18 protein-coding genes are annotated in these 17989 nt (G+C 60.2%); 10 read left to right on the top strand and 8 right to left on the bottom strand.

What is annotated here, in order from left to right; all coding sequences use genetic code 11:
- Positions 1–37: 37 nt before the first annotated feature.
- Complete coding sequence (locus ACZ5G6_RS13120; RefSeq protein WP_223932855.1) at positions 38–1636, top strand: ABC-F family ATP-binding cassette domain-containing protein; 1599 nt, start codon at positions 38–40, stop codon at positions 1634–1636.
- Positions 1637–1656: 20 nt separating this feature from the next.
- Here the strand turns inward: ACZ5G6_RS13120 and ACZ5G6_RS13115 are convergent, their stop codons facing one another.
- The 4 genes from ACZ5G6_RS13115 to ACZ5G6_RS13100 are packed head-to-tail and all read right to left on the bottom strand — an operon-like array spanning position 1657 to position 3771.
- Positions 1657–2142 (bottom strand): YbaK/EbsC family protein, encoded by a 486-nt coding sequence (locus ACZ5G6_RS13115; protein WP_223932854.1) that lies wholly within the window; start codon positions 2140–2142, stop codon positions 1657–1659.
- A complete protein-coding gene (locus ACZ5G6_RS13110) occupies positions 2126–2998 on the bottom strand; it encodes an SURF1 family cytochrome oxidase biogenesis protein (protein ID WP_498685899.1) in 873 nt (290 codons plus the stop codon). Before ACZ5G6_RS13110 ends, ACZ5G6_RS13115 begins: the two co-directional genes overlap by 17 nt.
- A complete protein-coding gene (locus tag ACZ5G6_RS13105; RefSeq protein WP_498685898.1) occupies positions 2999–3274 on the bottom strand; it encodes a hypothetical protein in 276 nt (91 codons plus the stop codon).
- Positions 3271–3771, bottom strand: coding sequence for a DUF3099 domain-containing protein (locus ACZ5G6_RS13100; protein ID WP_223932851.1), 501 nt, complete (start codon positions 3769–3771; stop codon positions 3271–3273). Before ACZ5G6_RS13100 ends, ACZ5G6_RS13105 begins: the two co-directional genes overlap by 4 nt.
- 153 nt (positions 3772–3924) lie before the next feature.
- On the opposite strand from ACZ5G6_RS13100, the gene ACZ5G6_RS13095 reads away from it, so the two are divergent.
- The 3 genes from ACZ5G6_RS13095 (at position 3925) to ACZ5G6_RS13085 (ending at position 7317) form a co-directional block, all read left to right on the top strand.
- Positions 3925–4650, top strand: coding sequence for a beta-ketoacyl-ACP reductase (locus tag ACZ5G6_RS13095; protein ID WP_223932850.1), 726 nt, complete (start codon positions 3925–3927; stop codon positions 4648–4650).
- A gap of 123 nt (positions 4651–4773) precedes the next feature.
- Positions 4774–5526: an SDR family oxidoreductase gene (locus tag ACZ5G6_RS13090; RefSeq protein WP_223932849.1), complete on the top strand. Its 753-nt coding sequence runs from the start codon at positions 4774–4776 to the stop codon at positions 5524–5526.
- A gap of 174 nt (positions 5527–5700) precedes the next feature.
- Positions 5701–7317 carry a sugar ABC transporter ATP-binding protein gene (locus ACZ5G6_RS13085; protein ID WP_498685897.1) on the top strand — a complete coding sequence of 539 codons (1617 nt, stop codon included), beginning with the start codon at positions 5701–5703 and terminating at the stop codon, positions 7315–7317.
- Between the two features lie 82 nt (positions 7318–7399).
- Here ACZ5G6_RS13085 and ACZ5G6_RS13080 read toward each other — a convergent pair whose 3' ends face one another.
- Both ACZ5G6_RS13080 and ACZ5G6_RS13075 read right to left on the bottom strand, forming a co-directional pair.
- Positions 7400–7768, bottom strand: coding sequence for a hypothetical protein (locus ACZ5G6_RS13080; protein WP_223932847.1), 369 nt, complete (start codon positions 7766–7768; stop codon positions 7400–7402).
- Between the two features lie 304 nt (positions 7769–8072).
- Complete coding sequence (locus ACZ5G6_RS13075; RefSeq protein WP_498685896.1) at positions 8073–8501, bottom strand: hypothetical protein; 429 nt, start codon at positions 8499–8501, stop codon at positions 8073–8075.
- 261 nt (positions 8502–8762) lie between these two features.
- Here ACZ5G6_RS13075 and ACZ5G6_RS13070 point away from each other — a divergent pair, with 261 nt between their 5' ends.
- Complete coding sequence (locus tag ACZ5G6_RS13070) at positions 8763–10292, top strand: SpaH/EbpB family LPXTG-anchored major pilin (protein WP_498685895.1); 1530 nt, start codon at positions 8763–8765, stop codon at positions 10290–10292.
- A 62-nt stretch (positions 10293–10354) separates the two neighbouring features.
- Here the strand turns inward: ACZ5G6_RS13070 and serB are convergent, their stop codons facing one another.
- Entirely contained in the window at positions 10355–11248 is an 894-nt protein-coding gene (serB, locus tag ACZ5G6_RS13065; RefSeq protein ID WP_223932844.1) for a phosphoserine phosphatase SerB, read from the bottom strand.
- A 111-nt stretch (positions 11249–11359) separates the two neighbouring features.
- Here serB and ACZ5G6_RS13060 point away from each other — a divergent pair, with 111 nt between their 5' ends.
- The 5 genes from ACZ5G6_RS13060 (at position 11360) to lplAB (ending at position 15373) form a co-directional block, all read left to right on the top strand.
- The gene (locus ACZ5G6_RS13060) at positions 11360–12145 is read left to right on the top strand and encodes an ABC transporter ATP-binding protein (RefSeq protein WP_498685894.1); all 786 of its coding nucleotides are present in this window, start codon (positions 11360–11362) and stop codon (positions 12143–12145) included.
- An 18-nt stretch (positions 12146–12163) separates the two neighbouring features.
- Positions 12164–12949, top strand: coding sequence for a sulfite exporter TauE/SafE family protein (locus tag ACZ5G6_RS13055; protein ID WP_223932842.1), 786 nt, complete (start codon positions 12164–12166; stop codon positions 12947–12949).
- A gap of 7 nt (positions 12950–12956) precedes the next feature.
- The gene (locus ACZ5G6_RS13050) at positions 12957–13766 is read left to right on the top strand and encodes a TrmH family RNA methyltransferase (protein ID WP_498685893.1); all 810 of its coding nucleotides are present in this window, start codon (positions 12957–12959) and stop codon (positions 13764–13766) included.
- A gap of 143 nt (positions 13767–13909) precedes the next feature.
- The gene (locus ACZ5G6_RS13045; protein WP_223932840.1) at positions 13910–14167 is read left to right on the top strand and encodes a type B 50S ribosomal protein L31; all 258 of its coding nucleotides are present in this window, start codon (positions 13910–13912) and stop codon (positions 14165–14167) included.
- Between the two features lie 87 nt (positions 14168–14254).
- Positions 14255–15373, top strand: coding sequence for a lipoate-protein ligase LplAB (gene lplAB / locus ACZ5G6_RS13040; RefSeq protein WP_498685892.1), 1119 nt, complete (start codon positions 14255–14257; stop codon positions 15371–15373).
- A 12-nt stretch (positions 15374–15385) separates the two neighbouring features.
- Here the strand turns inward: lplAB and pepN are convergent, their stop codons facing one another.
- The gene (gene pepN, locus ACZ5G6_RS13035) at positions 15386–17989 is read right to left on the bottom strand and encodes an aminopeptidase N (protein WP_498685891.1); all 2604 of its coding nucleotides are present in this window, start codon (positions 17987–17989) and stop codon (positions 15386–15388) included.

The following is a 17989-nucleotide window of genomic DNA, read 5'->3' as shown; positions in this document are numbered from 1 at the left end:
TCACGCAGGCGTTCCCCATTGAAAGGCATCACCCGAATTGATTACCGTCCAGGAACTCGAACTCCGCGCCGGCGCACGCCTGCTCATGGACAAGGTCAACTTCAGGGTAGACAAAGGGGACAAGATCGGCCTCGTTGGCCGCAACGGAGCGGGAAAGACAACCCTGACCCGCGTTCTCGCGGGCGAAGGTCTTCCGGCCGGTGGCAAAGTGACCCGCAGTGGTGAGATCGGCTACCTGCCCCAGGATCCCCGCACCCCGGATATGGAGCAGCTCGCCCGGGATCGCATCCTCTCCGCACGTGGCTTGGACGTGGTGGTCGGGAAGCTGAAGAAGGCGCAGGCCGAAATGGCAAGCGAGGATGACGCCGTCCAGCGCAAAGCCATGAACCGCTACGATCGCTTGGAAGCTGAGTTCCTGGCTGGCGGCGGGTATGCCGCTGAAGCCGAGGCAGCCGCGATCTCCTCAAACCTTGCGCTCCCGGAACGCATTCTTAATCAGCCGCTGAAGACCCTCTCCGGTGGCCAGCGCCGCCGCGTGGAGCTCGCCCGCATTCTCTATTCCTCGGCCGAGACCCTGCTCCTCGACGAACCTACCAACCACTTGGATGCCGACTCCATCACTTGGCTGCGCGACTTCCTCAAGGACCACCAGGGTGGACTGATCGTGATCAGCCACGACGTCGAATTGCTTGAGGCCACGGTCAACAAGGTCTATCACCTTGACGCAAACAGGGCCCAGATCGACTACTACAACATGGGCTGGAAGCGCTACCTCCAGCAGCGCGAAACGGACGAGCGCGCCCGCAAGCGCGAACGTGCCAACGCGGAAAAGAAGGCCCAGGTCCTCATCGACCAAGCCAACAAGATGCGTGCCAAGGCAACCAAAGCCGTCGCAGCGCAAAACATGGCAAAGCGTGCTGAACGTCTCCTTGGCGGTTTGGAAGCTGTCCGCGAAAACGATCGCGTCGCAGCCCTGCGCTTCCCGGACCCGTCACCCTGCGGCAAGACCCCGCTGACCGCGGAAGGGCTCAGCAAGTCCTACGGCTCATTGGAGATCTTCACAGACGTGGACTTGGCGATCGATCGCGGCTCCAAGGTGGTCATCCTTGGCCTCAACGGCGCGGGCAAGACCACCCTCCTCCGAATGCTTGCAGGAGTGGACAAGCCGGACACCGGCGACATCATCCCGGGACACGGGCTGAAGGTGGGCTACTACGCCCAGGAACACGAAACGCTGGACCACGATCGCACCGTCCTTGAAAACATGCGTTCGTCCGCGCCGGATATGAAGGACGCCGAAGTCCGGGGCATCCTGGGTTCGTTCCTGTTCTCGGGTGACGACGTGGAGAAGCCTGCAGGAGTTCTGTCCGGCGGCGAGAAGACCCGCCTGGCCCTCGCCACCATCGTTGCCTCAAGCGCCAACGTGCTGCTCCTCGACGAGCCCACCAACAACCTGGACCCGGCCAGCCGCGCGGAAATCCTCGGTGCCCTGAAGAACTACAGTGGCGCCGTCGTCATGGTCAGCCACGATGAAGGTGCCGTCTCTGCCCTGAATCCGGAACGCGTGGTGCTGCTGCCGGACGGTGTTGAAGATCACTGGAACGAGGACTACCTGGACCTGATCACGCTGGCGTAGGGCGCCTGACCTCTACGGATCTAACGAACCTGGAGTTCTTCGGCGTTGGTGATTGTTCTTAGCCGTTCGTAGGTGATGGAGAACATGGAGTTGTGGTCGCCCGCGCCTGCCCACAGGACACGGTGTTCCTGCAGGGACGTGTCAAGAATGGTTCTTATGCGTTGTGGGTGACCGACCGGGGCTACGCCGCCCACTTCCTGGCCCGTGTGGGCGAGCACGAAGTCGGGCTTCGCCCGGCGGATTTTTCCCGTGCCCAGAAGTTTGGCTACCAGGGTTGTGTCTACTTTCGCGGCACCGCTGGCGAGGATCAGCAAAGGTTTGCCGTCGAGTTCGAAAATCAGGCTGTTGGTGATGGCCGCAACCCCGCAGCCAAGGACAGACGCGGCAGCAGCTGCCGTGGGCACCTTGTCCTGAAAGATCCGGACGGTGTCCTCAGCGCCTGCTGCCATCAGGGCCGACTTCACGTTGAGTACTGGGTCCGGAACCGCTTCAGTAACCTTGTGCATCCAGGATCGCGTCTTCCTCTTCTTCCGACGTGGGGCGCTTATTTCTCCGGTTTGACGGCACACGGCGCTTGGGCGGCCCGTTGGCAGCGATAACTTCCTCGGCGTCCTGTTCATCCTCTTCAGCGTCGATGGCCGCGTTACGGGCCTGCTGCCGGGCCGCATAACCGAAGCCAATGAACATCAGGACGCCGAAGGCAAACCACTGCAGGGAGTATGAAAGGTGCGTGCCCTCTTCAGTGGCTGGTTTGGGGAACGGTGTGGGCATCGGTTGGACAGCGGGGACCTCGCTGGCCAGCTGGCCATAGGCGCCCATGGCGATGGGGTAGGGGAGTTCGCTTGCGAAGCTGGCCAGGTCAATGGAGGCCAGTTGTCCGTCCACCGCGCCGCGGTCCAGCTTCGGTTCGGACGGCTTGAGTCGGGCCACTACTGTGACCTCGCCCTTGGGAGGTGCCGGAACGACGTCGGGCCGGCCCGGAGTGTTGTTGCCAATCGGCAACCAGCCGCGGTCGATGACCACCGCTTCGCCGGTAGTCAGGCGGAAAGGAACCACGACGTCGTAGCCTGGCTGCCCGTTCAACGGACGGTTGCGGACAACACGCTGGCCGTCGAGGTCATAGCTGCCCCTCAGCTCCACCTGGGTCCATTCCCGCTCCGGGTCCAAGGCGCGGAACTGGTCCTTGATGTCAGCGAAGGGGACGGGCGTCGCGGAGTAATTACTCACAACGCGGTTGATCTCTGCAAGCGTCTCGGCCCGCCGATCCATTTGCCAGCGGCCGAGGAACACACAGGCTGTGGCGAAGATAACAGCCAGAATGAAGTAGCCCAGCCACTTGCTGGAAAAAAGAAAGCGGTACATTCAGCGGGCCTCGCCAACAGCTGCGTCATCTGCCTCGAAAGGGATGGTCTCTTTCCAAAGGCCCCGGGTTTGAAGGTAGTCCTCAAGCCATTCACGGTGCTCGTTGCACGAAAGCCAAATCTTGCGCCGCTCAGGGGTATGGATGCGCGGGTTGTTCCACAGGAGTTGCCAGGTTGCTCCATCCCGGCATCCCTTACGGGAGCAGAGGGCAGGGCCGGTGGCACGTTCGGACTCCTGGCTGCCCAAACCGGCGCCGCCAAGGTTAAAGATGTTCATGAAGCCGCCCGTTCATCGCCGGAGTCCCCGGCTTTCGGTGTATGAGTCGCGTCAGGCTCTGTGCCCTGACCCGGTGGCTCGTCGTCTACTACTTCGCCTTTTAGCACCGTGATGTTGTCCATAGCTTGGTCGTCGCTGGATTGGGGCGAGCCCTCGATTTCCGTTGCTGCCACGTAATCCAGCAGGGAATCGCTGTGGTCCTCGGCCTTATCGCTACCATTCGCGATGACAACGGCTATCCAGGGAAGGAACACGGCGCCAGCCACGGCCACTATCTTGAACCAGCCATCCACCACGAAGATCAGGATGATGCAGACCATGCGAATACCCATTGCCACTGCGTACTTGATCATGCGCTCCCGCATGTCTTCCGAGTGGGCAGCCGCGGCATCGGTGATGCTATGGACTTCGGGGTCGCCGGAAACGGCGTCCGGATCCCCGGGCACCTGCTGCAGGGGACTGTTTTCTCGTGTCACAACTGAATCATCACGCTCCAAAGGCTTGTTCCAATTCTCTCACCAAGGCGGTAGCCGCCCAAACCGCTGGACAGGCCGGTTACCCGCGGGTTGCAGCAGGTGCCCGATAAGATCGAGGCAGGAAATCCCCTCTTCACCGCAGCACACCCATGCCGCAGAACCTGGAGCGAAAGTATGTCTGAAGCAGTATCCACCGGCCGCAGCGTCCTCATTACCGGCGGCAACAGGGGCATCGGCCTTGCCATTGCCGAGTCCTTCCTTGCAAACGGTGACAAGGTGGCAGTGACATATCGAAGCGAAACAGAACTGCCTGAAGGCATCCTGGGAGTCAAAGCCGACGTCACCGATGAAGCCTCGATTGATGCAGCCTTCAAGACAGTCGAAGAAGCGCACGGTCCGGTAGAGGTTTTGGTAGCCAACGCGGGCATCACCAAGGACACACTGCTCCTGCGCATGAGCGAGGACGATTTCACCTCTGTGCTGGACACCAACCTGACCGGAGCCTTCCGCGTCATCAAGCGGGCTTCAAAAGGCATGATCCGGCTCCGCAAGGGCCGCGTGGTCCTCATCTCCTCGGTGTCCGGCCTATACGGGGCCCCAGGCCAGATCAACTACTCCGCCTCGAAGGCGGGCATGGTAGGCATCGCCCGCTCGCTGACCCGGGAACTGGGCAGCAGGGGGATCACGGCCAACGTCGTGGCTCCAGGATTCATCAACACGGACATGACGGCAGAACTGCCGGAGGAAACCCAGAAGTCGTACTTGGCAAACGTGCCGGCGGGCCGTTTCGCCGAGGCGTCCGAGGTAGCCAATGTTGTTCGTTGGGTGGCCAGCGACGAGGCCGCCTACATTTCCGGCGCTGTGATTCCTGTTGACGGTGGTCTTGGGATGGGCCACTAAAGGCCACGCTCTGAGGCGACCAACAAGTTTTTGTTGCCGCCCTACAAAGGGATTCGAGGCTGCCGCTGGCATGATGGATTCCGAGCCCACACGTTTTAGATGAAGTGAACAAAAGGAGCACGAATGGGAATGCTGGATAACAAGACCGCGATCGTCACTGGATCTTCCCGGGGCATCGGCGCTGAAGTTGCCAAGATCCTTGCGGGTGAGGGTGCCGCCGTCGTCGTCAACTACCGCCAGAAGGCGCCGCGCGCCAACAAGGTTGTTGCGGAAATCCAGGCAGCCGGCGGCCGCGCGGCGGCCGTTGGTGCGGACCTCACCACCGATGAGGGCGTACACGCGCTTGCCAGTACTGCGATGGAGGAGTTCGGCTCCTTGGACGTCCTGGTGCTCAACGCATCCGGGGGCATGGAGTCCGGCATGGAAGAGGGCTACGCGCTCAAGCTCAACCGCGACGCCCAGATCAACATGCTCAATGCGGCTGTTCCCCTGATGCGCGAAGGCTCGCGCGTAGTCTTCGTGACCAGCCACCAGGCACATTTCGTGGAGACAGTGCCCACCATGCCTGAATACGAGCCGGTTGCCAAGAGCAAGCGGGCCGGCGAGGATGCCCTGCGCGCACTCCTGCCCAACCTTGCTGACAAGGGCATCTCGCTGGTGGTTGTTTCCGGTGACATGATTGAGGGCACCGTCACGGCCACCCTGCTTGACCGCTCCAACCCCGGCGCCATCGAGGCCCGCCGTGCAGAAGCCGGAAAGCTGTATTCGGTTGAAGAATTCGCGGCAGAGGTTGCCAAGATGGTGACGGCGGATGTCGAATCCGGCCACACCGAGTATGTGGGTGGAGCAGACTACTTCGGCAAGTCTGCCGAGTAGCTCCCTGATTACATTAGTTGCGGCCCGGACAAGTGTCCGGGCCGCAACTTTTTAACTGTGGGAAGGCAGCCAAGGGTAGGCAATGTCGATTTGGTAAATTGTTCGGATTTTCGCGACACGAAATAGGATTAGTTGTTTCGCAAGGGAGTTTTTGCATTAAAGAGATCTATCTGATTGAATCTGCAAGGCGTCATCGTCCCTCATTGTAAGCAAGCTGTATTAAGCCAAGGTAGCGAAGTCTATGGCAGTGTCCAGGGTCGAACCCATAACTGTGAACCAGGAGCTTCTTTGGATCTGTTAATGCATGCTGATGATATTCACGCGTCTTACGATCAAAGGCGCATCCTCAAAGGCGTCGAACTTTCCCTCCATCGCGGCGAAATTCTGGGATTGATCGGGACCAATGGTGCCGGAAAAACGACGCTCATGGGAGTGTTGGCTGGATCCCATAAGCACGACGGCGGCAGAATTACGTTGGCCGGTGAAAAATATGGACCGGACTCGATGGAGGAAGCCCAGGCTTGTGGCGTCGGCCTTATCCCGCAGAACTTCCGGCTGGACCCCGACCTCACTGTGGCCAAGGCAATTTTTCGCGGAACTTTCCAAGCCGATAAGCCCCATGATGAACTCCGCGGTCAGGCGCTTGAGCTCATTAAGGATATCGGCATCACCATGGATCCCGACGTGAAAGTGGGCACGCTGATTCGTGCCGAGCAGACCCTCGTGGAAGTTCTGAGAATTGTTGCCGAAGAGGCCCAACTCGTGATTATGGATGAGGTTGCCGCCTCCCTGCCAGATCACGACGTCGCCGTCCTCCACCAGGTTTTGCGGATGCTGGTAGGGCAGGGGCGCGCGATTATCTACATCACCCACCGCCTTGATGAAGTCCGGTCCATCGCGGACCGTATCGCGGTCCTACGGGACGGCAAGGTCCACAGGATCCTTGAAGCCAGCCGGACCGACGTTCGCGAGCTCTCCTTCCTTTTGCTTCAACAGGAGCTGGCAAACAACGCCAGGCCCACTGATCCGGCGGCCGGCGACGAAGCTATGCGGGTGGTGCAGCTCAGTGTCGGAGACAGTATTCGCGACGTCTCCTTCAGTGTGGCTAAAGGCGAGATTTTTGGCCTGGCCGGAACACATCGCTCGGGCATTTATCAGTTGATCGAAGCGCTGGTAGGCATACATCCGAGCACCTCAGGGCAGATTCTCATCCACGGCAAGCCTGTACAGATCCGGGGGCTGGAGGACGCGCTCCGTTTGAAGATCGGTTACCTGTCAGACACTGCTGACACGCTTGATTCCGCAACCGGAATAGTTGATGGCCTTCAGCGCAGTGACGATTCGGCCGGGGCGAATTTACAGGATGAGATCACTCAGCTTCGTGGCGTGATTGAACTGGTTCGCCGCATGCGCATTAACACGACGAACATCCATGGCGCCATCACTACTCTCTCCGGCGGCGACCGTCAGAAAGTGCAGCTTGCCAAATGGATGACGAGCGACTGCGACGTGTTGATCCTCAGCCATCCCAGCCGTGGCATAGACATCGGGGCCAGGGAAACTGTGTACAGGATGCTCAACGAGCTCAGCCGGACGGGGGTTGCGATCATCCTGCTGTCTTCAGATTTATCGGAACTGGTCAGCTGGTGCCACCGGATTGGTGTGATGCGTAATGGCGAACTAGTAGCCATTGAGGCAAATGCCAATACCAATGAGGATGCCTTGGTGCACCACATGTTGGGTGAGAAATTCACGTCCGCCGGCGGCGAGGCACGCCGCGTGAAGCTTTAACGCCCCATTGCCCATCCCAGGGTGGAAACAAAAGGGGCGGCCGCGCATGCGCAGCCGCCCCTTTTCGGTCTTCCGGGGGAGATCAGATGGTAATTCCCTTGGCCAGGTTGTTGAGCTTGTGGCGTGCCAAAGCAAGGTTTGCATACGTACGGTCCAGCACCAAGTAGACGAAGAGGCCCTTGGCGCCGCCTGAATTCAGTACGTTGATGAGGTGGTACTGGGAACCCAGAGTAATGAGGATGTCCTCGATATCACTGTCGACGTGCAGGTCCGCCATGGTGCGGAGTTTTGCACTGACAACATTCGAGTTGCCGGCAGCGGCCACTCCGAGGTCAAAGCCGGGGCTTCCGCCCTGAGCCAAAGCCATTCCGCTGGAGTAGTCCACCACGGCCGCGCCTGTTGCGCCTTCAATGGACAGCAACTGCTTTATGGATTCGTCAAGCGTGCTCATATAATTTTCTTCCATTTCTGTTTTTTCATCGTCGGTTTGCGTGAAGTAAACCGCCCGGGTTTCCTGGTCCACTGGGGTATTACGAAGTGATCGTCTCCACCACCTTCGTGCGTGCCGCGAACGATTCACTTTCTGCCCCTACTGGTCTTCCTCCGGGCTGCATTATGCATCACCACACCGTCTTGGAGTTTCCAACATTACACACCAACAAGCCGCATGAATGTATTGTCTCAAGAAGCGAACATGTTGATGACAATCGAATAAATTATTCATACTTTGGCGTCACGAAATATGATCCGGAGTTTCAGGAACCGTTTCGCTGGCGCGGTGCCCGATTAACGAAGGCGACGTTAATTATGTGGTCTCCTCCGGCCTCGGTCGTGTTTTGGAAGATCACTTGATAGGGCGTTTGTCCGATGAGCAGGGCTATCCCATCAGGTGCCCTGTCCGGCGCTGCCGATACGGTGGCGAGCATCTCCCGGAAACCTGGATGGTTCTCCACCTGGCCACGGATTCCGGATTCGTCAAAGGATGCCAAGGCAGACAGCCACACGGTTCCGTCGGCCTCGATTATTCCGTGCGCGGGGTGGACGGCATGGCCAGTTTCCGTGGTGAAGCCCGAATCGGTTGGGAAGATCTTGAACCGGGCGCACCAGGCTGCGAAGTGCCTCCCTAAGACGCCGTCAGGATCTGCTGGAACAACAGACCTGCAGAGAGTTTCATGCTCCAGCAACGCTTCTCCTTCGGATGGGCAAACCGACGTTGGCCCTATTTCAGGGTGACCGTGGGTTCGCTGTTTCCTTCTTGCCGTGGTCGAGGTCGCCTGGACTGTCCTGCGGCGTCATGACTACTTCTGCTGAGTGTCCGGACAACCTGAATTGTGTTGCGACAATGCTCGTTTTGGAATCCGCGACACAAACCGTGTGGGAGCACTACTCCGATGGTGGAGATCCTTGGGCATGTGTTCAGGGCCCCATCAATCGAAGGGATAAACGTGATCAACCAACGCGCTTCACGACCTTGGCGAGCAGCCGCTGCCGCCCTGGCAGGAGCGGTGCTGACTGTGTTGCTGTCCGTCACGCCGGCCTCGGCAACCCCGGTGATCGATGGTGGCCAAACCGGTTCCATCACTGTTCACAAGTACGAGAAGCCGAACAACGGCGGCGGCGGGAACAACGGCGGCGGCGGAAACGGGGGAGGCCACAACGGTGGCAATAACTTTTCCCGTGCCGTTCCTGATACAACAGGCCTGGCGCCCTTGCCTGGTATTGAGTTCACGATCCAGCAGGTCAATACCATTGATCTATCCACCAATGCTGGCTGGGACGCGGCACACAACCTAAGCTTTGTCTTTTCTACGTCCGACCCGTCCGGTTCCATCACTGCCGCTGGATACACGCTGGGTGCCAGCCAGGCGCAGGTCACTGCTGCCGATGGCACTGCTATCTTCGCCACCTTGCCCATAGGCCTGTATCTAGTGACCGAGACGAACTATCCTGCCGGCGTCACCCCATCGGCTCCGTTCCTTATCTCGGTGCCGATAACCGATCCGGACAACCATGACAACTGGATCTACGACGTTGACGTGTACCCGAAAAACTCTGTTTCCGGTGCGGAGAAGATCGTCACTGATGCTCCCGACGTCAAGCTCGGCGACCAAGTCGATTGGACAATCACGGCTGATATCCCGAACGAGGCTGTGATTGACGGTTACAAGGTGGTGGATCAGCTCGACGCCAAACTCACCTACGTCGGTGCGACCGCCAGGCTGGAAGACGGTACTGAACTTGCTGAAGGAACCGAGTACGTTGTGAGCTTCGATGCCACAACCAACACCGTCTCGGTGGTCTTCACCGATGACGGGCGTGCCTTCCTGGCCTCCCGCACCGAAACCCGTGTGCAGATCGTTGTGAGCACCAAGGTCAACACCATAGGTGAGATTGAAAACGTCGCACTTGCCTACCCGAACGCTGCGAGCTTCAACATCACCCCCGGCCAGCCCGGCGGGCCCGTAGTGACGCCGCCTGTCGTGACCAAATGGGGCGGGATGACGTTGCAGAAGGTGGACGAGAACGCTGCCGCCCTGGCCGGGGCTTCTTTCTCGGTCTACACCAATGAGGTTGATGCCAAGGCAGGCACCAACCCCGTGGATATTGACGGCCAGAGTGTCTTCACCGTTGCCGGTGATGGAACTTTGAGCATTTCGGGCCTGCGCTACTCGGACTGGGCCAACGGGGCAGCTGTTGCACCTGGCGACGCGGACTACCGCACGTACTACCTGGTGGAGAACGCTGCTCCGGCAGGGTACGAACTGCTCGCTGAGCCTGTGTCCTTCCTGATCAACTCCGCCACCACAACTGTCGGCATCGACCTTAGCGTGAAGAACATGCCGTCCAACAGCGGGTTTGAGCTGCCGTTGACCGGTGGAGTGGGAACCGGTCTGCTCTATGCAGCTGGCGCTCTCTTGGTGGTTGGTGCCGGCCTGCTGTTTCTCCGCAGCCGCAGGAAGAGCGCCAACAGCTAAATACCCTGGGCAGTGGGGAAGGACGCCACCAAGGTTCTTCCCCACACTGTTGGCCTGGTGCTTCAGACGTTGGCGATGTGCCGCACAGCATCAAGGTACGGCATGTTGATCACAGCGTCTGCCACAGCGCGGACCGCGGGTTTGGCATTAAAAGCGACGCCAATTCCGGCCGCCCCAAGCATGTCGAGGTCGTTGGCGCCGTCTCCCACTGCGATGGTGTTCTTTAGGTCGATCCCCTCAGCAGCTGCCCACTCACGGAGGTACTTTTCCTTCGCCGCGCGATCAATTACGTCGCCAAGCACCCTGCCCGTCAAAGCGCCATCGATGATTTCAAGCTCGTTGGCGATCCAATAGTCCAGGCCAAGTTCCTCGGCAATGGGCCCCAGGATCTGGTTGAAACCGCCGGAAACGACAGCCACTACGTGGCCTGCTGCCTTGAACGCGGCCACAAGTTCTGCCGCACCGAGGCTGAGCCGGACTTCCTCGCGCACAGAATCGACGACGGCGGCGGGTAGTCCAGCAAGGACCTCAACGCGGGCGTACAGGCTCTGCGCGAAATCCAGCTCCCCACGCATGGCTGCTTCGGTGACAGCTGCAACTTCGTCGCGCTTGCCGGCGTATGCGGCAAGCAACTCAATGACTTCCTGCTGGATCAGTGTGGAATCCACATCCATGATCAAGAGTTTCCTCGAGGCCTGGCGAAGGGACTCCGGAACGATCGCAGTATCTACTCCGGCGTTCGCCGCCTCAGCCACCTGACGCCGGATAGCTGCCAGGTCTGTGGGCGTGATTGCATCAACCGCGAGACCGGCGGTGTGAACACCAAAGCGGTGGTCCCCGGATTGTGATTCCGATGACACTGCGACGCCGGCATCAGCCAACACTTTGCGCACGTTATCAAGCGATTCAGGGGACAAATTCACGCCATAGCTGACCGCAGCCAAGTTCGAAGTCATGGCCTCAATCCTACTGAGCGTGCTACGTTCACCCGAATTCGTTTCCCCTGATAAACCAGCGGGCGTGACGGGTTATCAGTCATCTGCATTTTTGTCCTAGTGTCTACTGCTATGAGTGATGTTCTGGAATTGGCTTCCGTCAGCGTTGTCCGAGGCAAGAAGACCCTGCTGGACAAGGTCGACTGGCAGGTCAACGAGGGCGAACGCTGGGTCATTCTTGGCCCTAACGGCGCTGGCAAAACGACACTTCTGCAGATTGCTGCAGCACGGATGCACCCGTCCAGCGGGAGGGCCGGAATCCTTGACGAAACCCTGGGCCGCGTCGACGTCTTTGAACTGCGCCCCCGGATCGGCCTTTCCTCGGCAGCCCTCGCTACCCAGATTCCGGAACAGGAAAACGTCCTCAACGTCGTGGTGACCGCGGCTTACGGCGTCACGGGCCGCTGGCGCGAAGGATACGAGCGCGATGACGAACGGCGCGCGTTCGGCCTCCTTAATGACTGGGGGATGGGCCCGTTGCTCAACCGTACGTTTGCCACTCTGTCTGAAGGAGAGCGGAAGCGGGTGCAGATTGCGCGTGCACTCATGACCGACCCCGAACTCCTGCTGCTGGACGAACCGGCCGCCGGTCTGGACCTTGGGGGGCGAGAAGAACTCGTGCATAAACTCGGTGAACTGGCCAAGGACGAGGCAGCTCCGGCGATGGTCCTGGTAACGCACCACCTGGAAGAAGTTCCCCCGGGCTTCACTCACGCCATGCTGCTGCGCGAAGGTGGAGTAGTGGCTGCTGGTGCCATCAAGGATGTCCTCACAGATAAGCACCTGAGCAACACCTTCGGCCTGGCCCTGGACGTCACGGAAAACGCCGGCCGCTACACGGCAACTGCCCGCCGCTAGGCAGGCCGGTAGTCGACTGTGGAGATTCTTAGCAGCATCCTGGTCTTTTTCGCGGGCTTGTGGGCCGGCACCATCAATGCGGTGGTCGGCTCCGGCACCCTCGTGACTTTTCCTGTGCTCATCGCGCTGGGCGTGACTCCGGTGGTTGCCTCGATGAGCAATGCCATGGGCCTGGTTGCCGGCACTGCCGCCGGAGCGTGGGGATATCGTCGCGAACTCGCGGGCCGCGGCAGGCAGTTGATGAAGCTGCTTCCGGCCTCACTGCTGGGCGGTATCACGGGGGCTTGGCTGCTGCTTCATCTGCCGGACAAAGTCTTCCACTACGTGGCCCCGGTCCTGCTGGTGGTGGCGCTGCTGATGGTGGTGTTCCAGCCCCGGCTCCAGGCGTCGGTGCGAAACCGTGAGCAGAACCCGGAGCATGCCCTCAGGGACCGGAGCCATGGCATCCTCCTGGTGGTCCTGGTTTACCTGGCAGGCGTTTACGGCGGCTACTTCGTAGCGGCCCAAGGTATTTTGCTTGTAGGAATACTGGGCGTGTTCCTCACGGGGACAATGCAGAATGCCAACGCCATGAAGAACATCCTGGTGCTTGGCGTCAACATGGTTGCGGCTGTGTCCTACCTGATCTTTGCCTTCGATCGGATTAACTGGCTGGTGGTCCTGCTTATTGCCGTGAGTTCAACCATCGGTGGCCTGGTGGGATCCAAGGTTGGCCGCAGGCTTTCCCCGCGCGTCTTGAGGGCGGTCATCTTTACGCTTGGCATTGTTGCCCTTGGCTTCATGGTCGCCAATCTGCTGAAATAATCACCCGGTGACGTTCCACTACCTAGAGTCCGCCGATGATCCCCGCGTGAGTGATTACACCACGCTGACCGATGTGCACCTCCGCAAGCTCCGCGAGCCTGAAGAAGGCATGTATATCGCCGAATCTTCCAGGGTCCTTCGCCGCGCACTGGCAGCAGGTCATCAGCCACGTTCCTTCTTCCTCGCGGAGAAGTGGCTGGAAGACCTCGACGACGTTTTCCAGGCCTATCCCGACGTTCCGGTCTTCATCGGCAAAGCCAAGCTGCTGGAAGAAATCACGGGATTTCACCTGCACCGCGGAGCGATGGCAGCCATGCATCGTCCGGCACCCCTGCCGCTCACGCATCTGCTGGCCGGTGCCCAGCGGGTTGCCGTCCTCGAAGACATCGTGGATCACACCAACGTCGGCGCTATTTTCCGTTCAGCTGCCGCCCTGGGCGTGGACGCCGTTCTCGTATCGCCACGCTGCGGGGACCCGCTGTATCGCCGGAGCGTGCGGGTCAGCATGGGGACGGTCTTCCAGGTTCCGTGGGCGCGCCTTGAAAGCTGGCCTGGCGATCTTGCAAGGCTCAAGGAGCAAGGCTTCACAGTTGCCGCCATGGAATTGACTGATAACGCTGTGGACCTTGAGGAACTTGCAGCCCGCAATATACCCAAACTCGCCCTGGTGTTGGGTACGGAAGGTGCGGGCATGAGCGAAGAGACGCTAGCCGTCGTCGACCTCGCGGTCAAGATTCCAATGCGCGCCGGCGTCGATTCGCTTAACGTCGCATCCGCCTCGGCGGTGGCGTTCTGGGAGCTTCGTCCGCGGCAGTGAGCCTGGTTCGTGCGCCGCGCTGGTTTCGGCTATTATTGATTGTTGGCCCGGCCGCTGAAATTTCTACATGGCAGCAGGTCGGACCACCTCCATTCATACCTGGCAGCTGGCAAAATCCAGTTGCGTGAACAAAAGGTCCCATTATGAAGTCTGATATCCACCCGAAGTACGAAGCTGTTGTTTTCAACGACCTGGCTTCCGGCACGAAGTTCCTGACCAAGTCGACTGTGTCTTCCTCGAAGACCATCGAATGGGAAGACGGAAACACCTACCCGGTTATCGACGTCGAAATCTCTTCGGAGTCCCACCCGTTCTACACGGGCAAGCAGCGCATCATGGACTCCGCTGGCCGCGTCGAGCGCTTCAACGCTCGCTTCAAGGGCTTCGGCGGCTCGAAGTAACCACTTCACCCCAAGGCTTTTCGAAGGCCCGCATCGCTGGAATTTCCGGCAATGCGGGCTTTTTCGTTTTCCGGCAAGATGGAACGCATGACGTCCCAGCCCGCACCCGAAAAACGCCTTAACGACATTACCGAGATTAACGACGACGGCACGCGCCTTCACGGGGAGTATAAGGTTCCCGGCGGCAAACTGGTGGTGGTGGACCTGGATGTCCGGGATGGTCGCCTGGCCAACGTTTCACTGAGTGGTGACTTCTTCCTGGAGCCCGATGAAGCCCTGCAGGACATCAATGCAGCGCTGACAGGACTGCCTTCCAGCACGCCTGCAGCGGACATCGCTGCGGCTGTATCAGCCGGGTTGCCCCAAGAGTCCGTACTGTTTGGATTCTCTGCAGAGGCGGTTGCCGTGACCGTCCGCCGTGCGCTGTCCAAAGCGACAGGCTGGCCGGACCACCAATGGGAAGTGATCCCGCCCTCGGTCCTGCCCACACACGTCAACGTGGCACTTGACGAAGTACTTACCGAAGCGGTGGGGTCAGGCAGCCGGAATCCCACCCTGCGCTTCTGGGACTGGGAAGAACCCTCAGTTGTCATCGGAAGCTTCCAGTCCGTCCGCAACGAAGTCGATCCGGCGGGTGTGTCCAGGCACGGCATCACCGTAGTCCGCCGTATCAGTGGTGGCGGGGCCATGTTCATGGAGGCCGGCAACTGCATCACCTATTCCCTTTACGTACCACAAACGTTGGTGGACGGCATTAGTTTCGCGGATTCCTACGCCTTCCTTGATGCATGGGTCATGGCAGCGCTCGAGAAGCTTGGCATTATGGCCTTCTATGTTCCCCTCAATGACATTGCCACTGACCAAGGCAAGATCGGGGGCGCGGCCCAAAAGCGTCTCGCCAATGGAGGCATGCTGCACCACGTGACCATGAGTTACGACATTGACGCCGACAAGATGGTGGACGTCCTGCGCATCGGTAAGGAAAAGCTTTCAGACAAAGGCACGCGGAGCGCCAAGAAGCGCGTGGATCCGTTGCGCCGTCAAACAGGCCTGGCCCGCGCCGCCATCATTCAGGCCATGCAGGAAGTGTTTACGGAACGGTACGGAGCTGTTGAGTCCCGCCTCACAGACCACGAACTTTCGGAGGCCAGGAAGCGGGTGGAAACGAAGTTCGGCACCGAGGACTGGCTCAACAGGGTTCCTTAAAGGCAGGCTTCCCTACCCGGCCGCCTGCGCAGTCAGCGCCCGCAGCAAGTGGCTGCGCTGTTCGATGATGATGCGGCGCAGGGCCCGCGGTGCGTCGTTGTGGTCATGCAGCCACTGGTCGGTTCCCAGAAGCACCGGATGCATGGTGGGCTCCGTGCCGGCCGCCAAGTCCTGGGCGCCGGGGTAGAGGCCCCTGACAATCCTGCCTGCGATCTCGATACTACGTTCGGCCCAGACACGTTCCAGGCATTCAAAGTAGGGCTCGATGTATGGCAGCAGGAGGTGCCCGGGGGCAATTGCGAAGCCGGTGATTGTTGCACTAAGGATCTCGTTGGACAGCCCGGTAGTGTTGACGGCCGCGTCCCACGCCGCAGCCTTCACCGAGGCGTCGGGGCGGGCCGCTGAGGCCACCGCGTGGCCCTCCCGGCCGGAGGCTGTCTTGTCCGCCTCAAGTTCAGCGTCCAGGTCGCGCTGTGTCGCTTTCCCCTGGGCGGCCAGCGCTTGCCAGAAACTCCATCGCAGCTCGGCGTCCACGGCCAGGCCGTCGATGATCGTGCTGCCATCCAGGATGCCGCGTACCAGGGCGAGCTCGCTGTCACCGTGCCTGGACACATCAGCCAGGGTTCGTGCCCACGCAAGCTGCTGGTCGGATCCAGGGGCCGCGGCTTGCAGCTGCGCGGCGGTCACTGCAAGGAAATCCTTGCGGACGCTTTCCCGCATGACGGCGGGGACATACCGTTCAACGGCGGTGGCGGCGTTGCCCAGCACGTTGAGGAGGACGCCGATGCCGCTTTCGGTGGGAGCGAATCGTTCGACGGCGGCGACGTACCGTACCGCTGGCGTCACGCCGTCGCGAGCCGAATCCCAAAGGGCGGTCCAGCACAGCGCCCGCGCCATGGGATCCTGGAGTGTGCCAAGGGAATGACGGATAGTGCGCTCGGAAACGGCATCCAGGCGGACCTTGGCGTAGCTAAGATCGTCATCGTTGACCAGCAGCAGGGCGGGCCGGGGCTTCCCCGCCAGTGCTGCCACCAGCGTGCTGGGGCCGGAGACGTCCAGCTCGATACTTTCTGTCCGGACGAGGCTCCCGGATGAATCGGAGTCATACAAGCCCAAACGGAGTCGGTGAGGCCGCAACTCCTGCTTACCCGTCAGGGGGTCGATGGCCTCTTGCTGGAGGGTTACAGCGCCCATAGTGCCGTTGTCGTCCACGATGTCCGCTGTGATCGTGGAAATGCCCGATGTCTGCAGCCACTGACGCGCCCAGCCGGCAAGGTTCCGACCGGAAGCGGAGCTGAGCGCTTGGAGAAGGTCCTGCAGGGACGTATTACCGAACTCGTGGTCCCGGAAGTACTGGCGGGAACCGGCAATAAAGTCGTCGAAACCCACGTAGGCCACCAGCTGCTTCAAAACTGAGGCGCCTTTGGCATAAGTGATTCCATCAAAGTTCTGTTTGGCCGCTTCGAGGTCCGGAATATCGGCAACGATGGGATGGGTGGTTGGCAACTGGTCCTGCACATAGGCCCAGGCTTTGCGCTTGCTGGCGAAGTTTACCCATGCCGTATCCCAGTCGGTGGCCCGATCCACTCCGAGCGTCCCCATGTAGTCGGCAAACGATTCCTTGAGCCAGAGGTCGTCCCACCAGGTCATGGTTACGAGGTCGCCAAACCACATGTGCGCCATCTCATGCATCAGCGTGTTGGCGCGGGCCTGGTACTGGGCGTCTGTTGCCCGGGAAGCGTAGACGTACTTTTCGGTGAACGTCACCAGCCCTGGGTTTTCCATCGCGCCGAGGTTGTATTCGGGCACGAACGCCTGATCGTATTTGCCCCACGGATAGGGATAGTCGAAGAGTTTGTTGAAGAACGCCAACCCGTTTTTTGTCAACCGGAAGAGTTCATCGGCATCGAATGACTCCGCCAAAGACGCCCGGCAGTAAAGGGCCAGCGGTACGTCAAGGCGGGTGCCGTCGTCGAGCGTGGCTCCCCAGTGGTCAGTCGCCTTGTAGTAGGGCCCGGCAAGGATGGTGGTGATGTACGTGGACATCCGGTGGGTGGCGGCGAAGTCCCAGCGGTGGGCCGCCGCGTCATCCTCCAGAGGCGTGCGAGAGGCCACCGCGCCGTTGGATGCTACCTCCCAGGCTGCGGGAGCGATCACATGGAAAGCGAATTCTGCTTTGAGGTCGGGCTGTTCAAAGTTCGCGAAGACGCGGCGGCTGTCAGCCGGTTCGTACTGGGTGTAGAGGTAGCACTGGCCATCGGCAGGATCTACGAAACGGTGCATGCCCTCTCCGGAGCGGCCGTACAGGGCCGTGCCTGACACCGTTACTACATTCTCGGCCAGCAAGCCTTCCAGGATGATCCTGTCGCGGTCCACCGCTTTATCCACATCCAGGGACTGCCCGTTCAACACAACGCTGTTCACGGCACCACTGATGAAATCAAGGAACGTGGCGGTTCCGGGTTCCGCTGAAAACTTGATGGTGCTGGTGCTCGGATAGCCGGCGACCGCGGGATCTGCCGCATTCCGGATATCGAGGGTGACGTCGTAGCTGTGGGTGGTGATCAGGGCTGAACGGCTTGCGGCTTCGTCGCGTGAGAGATTGTGATTCGACAC

This window comes from Arthrobacter sp. TmtSoilC51 (assembly GCF_055388015.1).
Note: the sequence above shows the minus strand (reverse complement) of the source record. Positions and strands in the feature narration are given on the sequence as shown.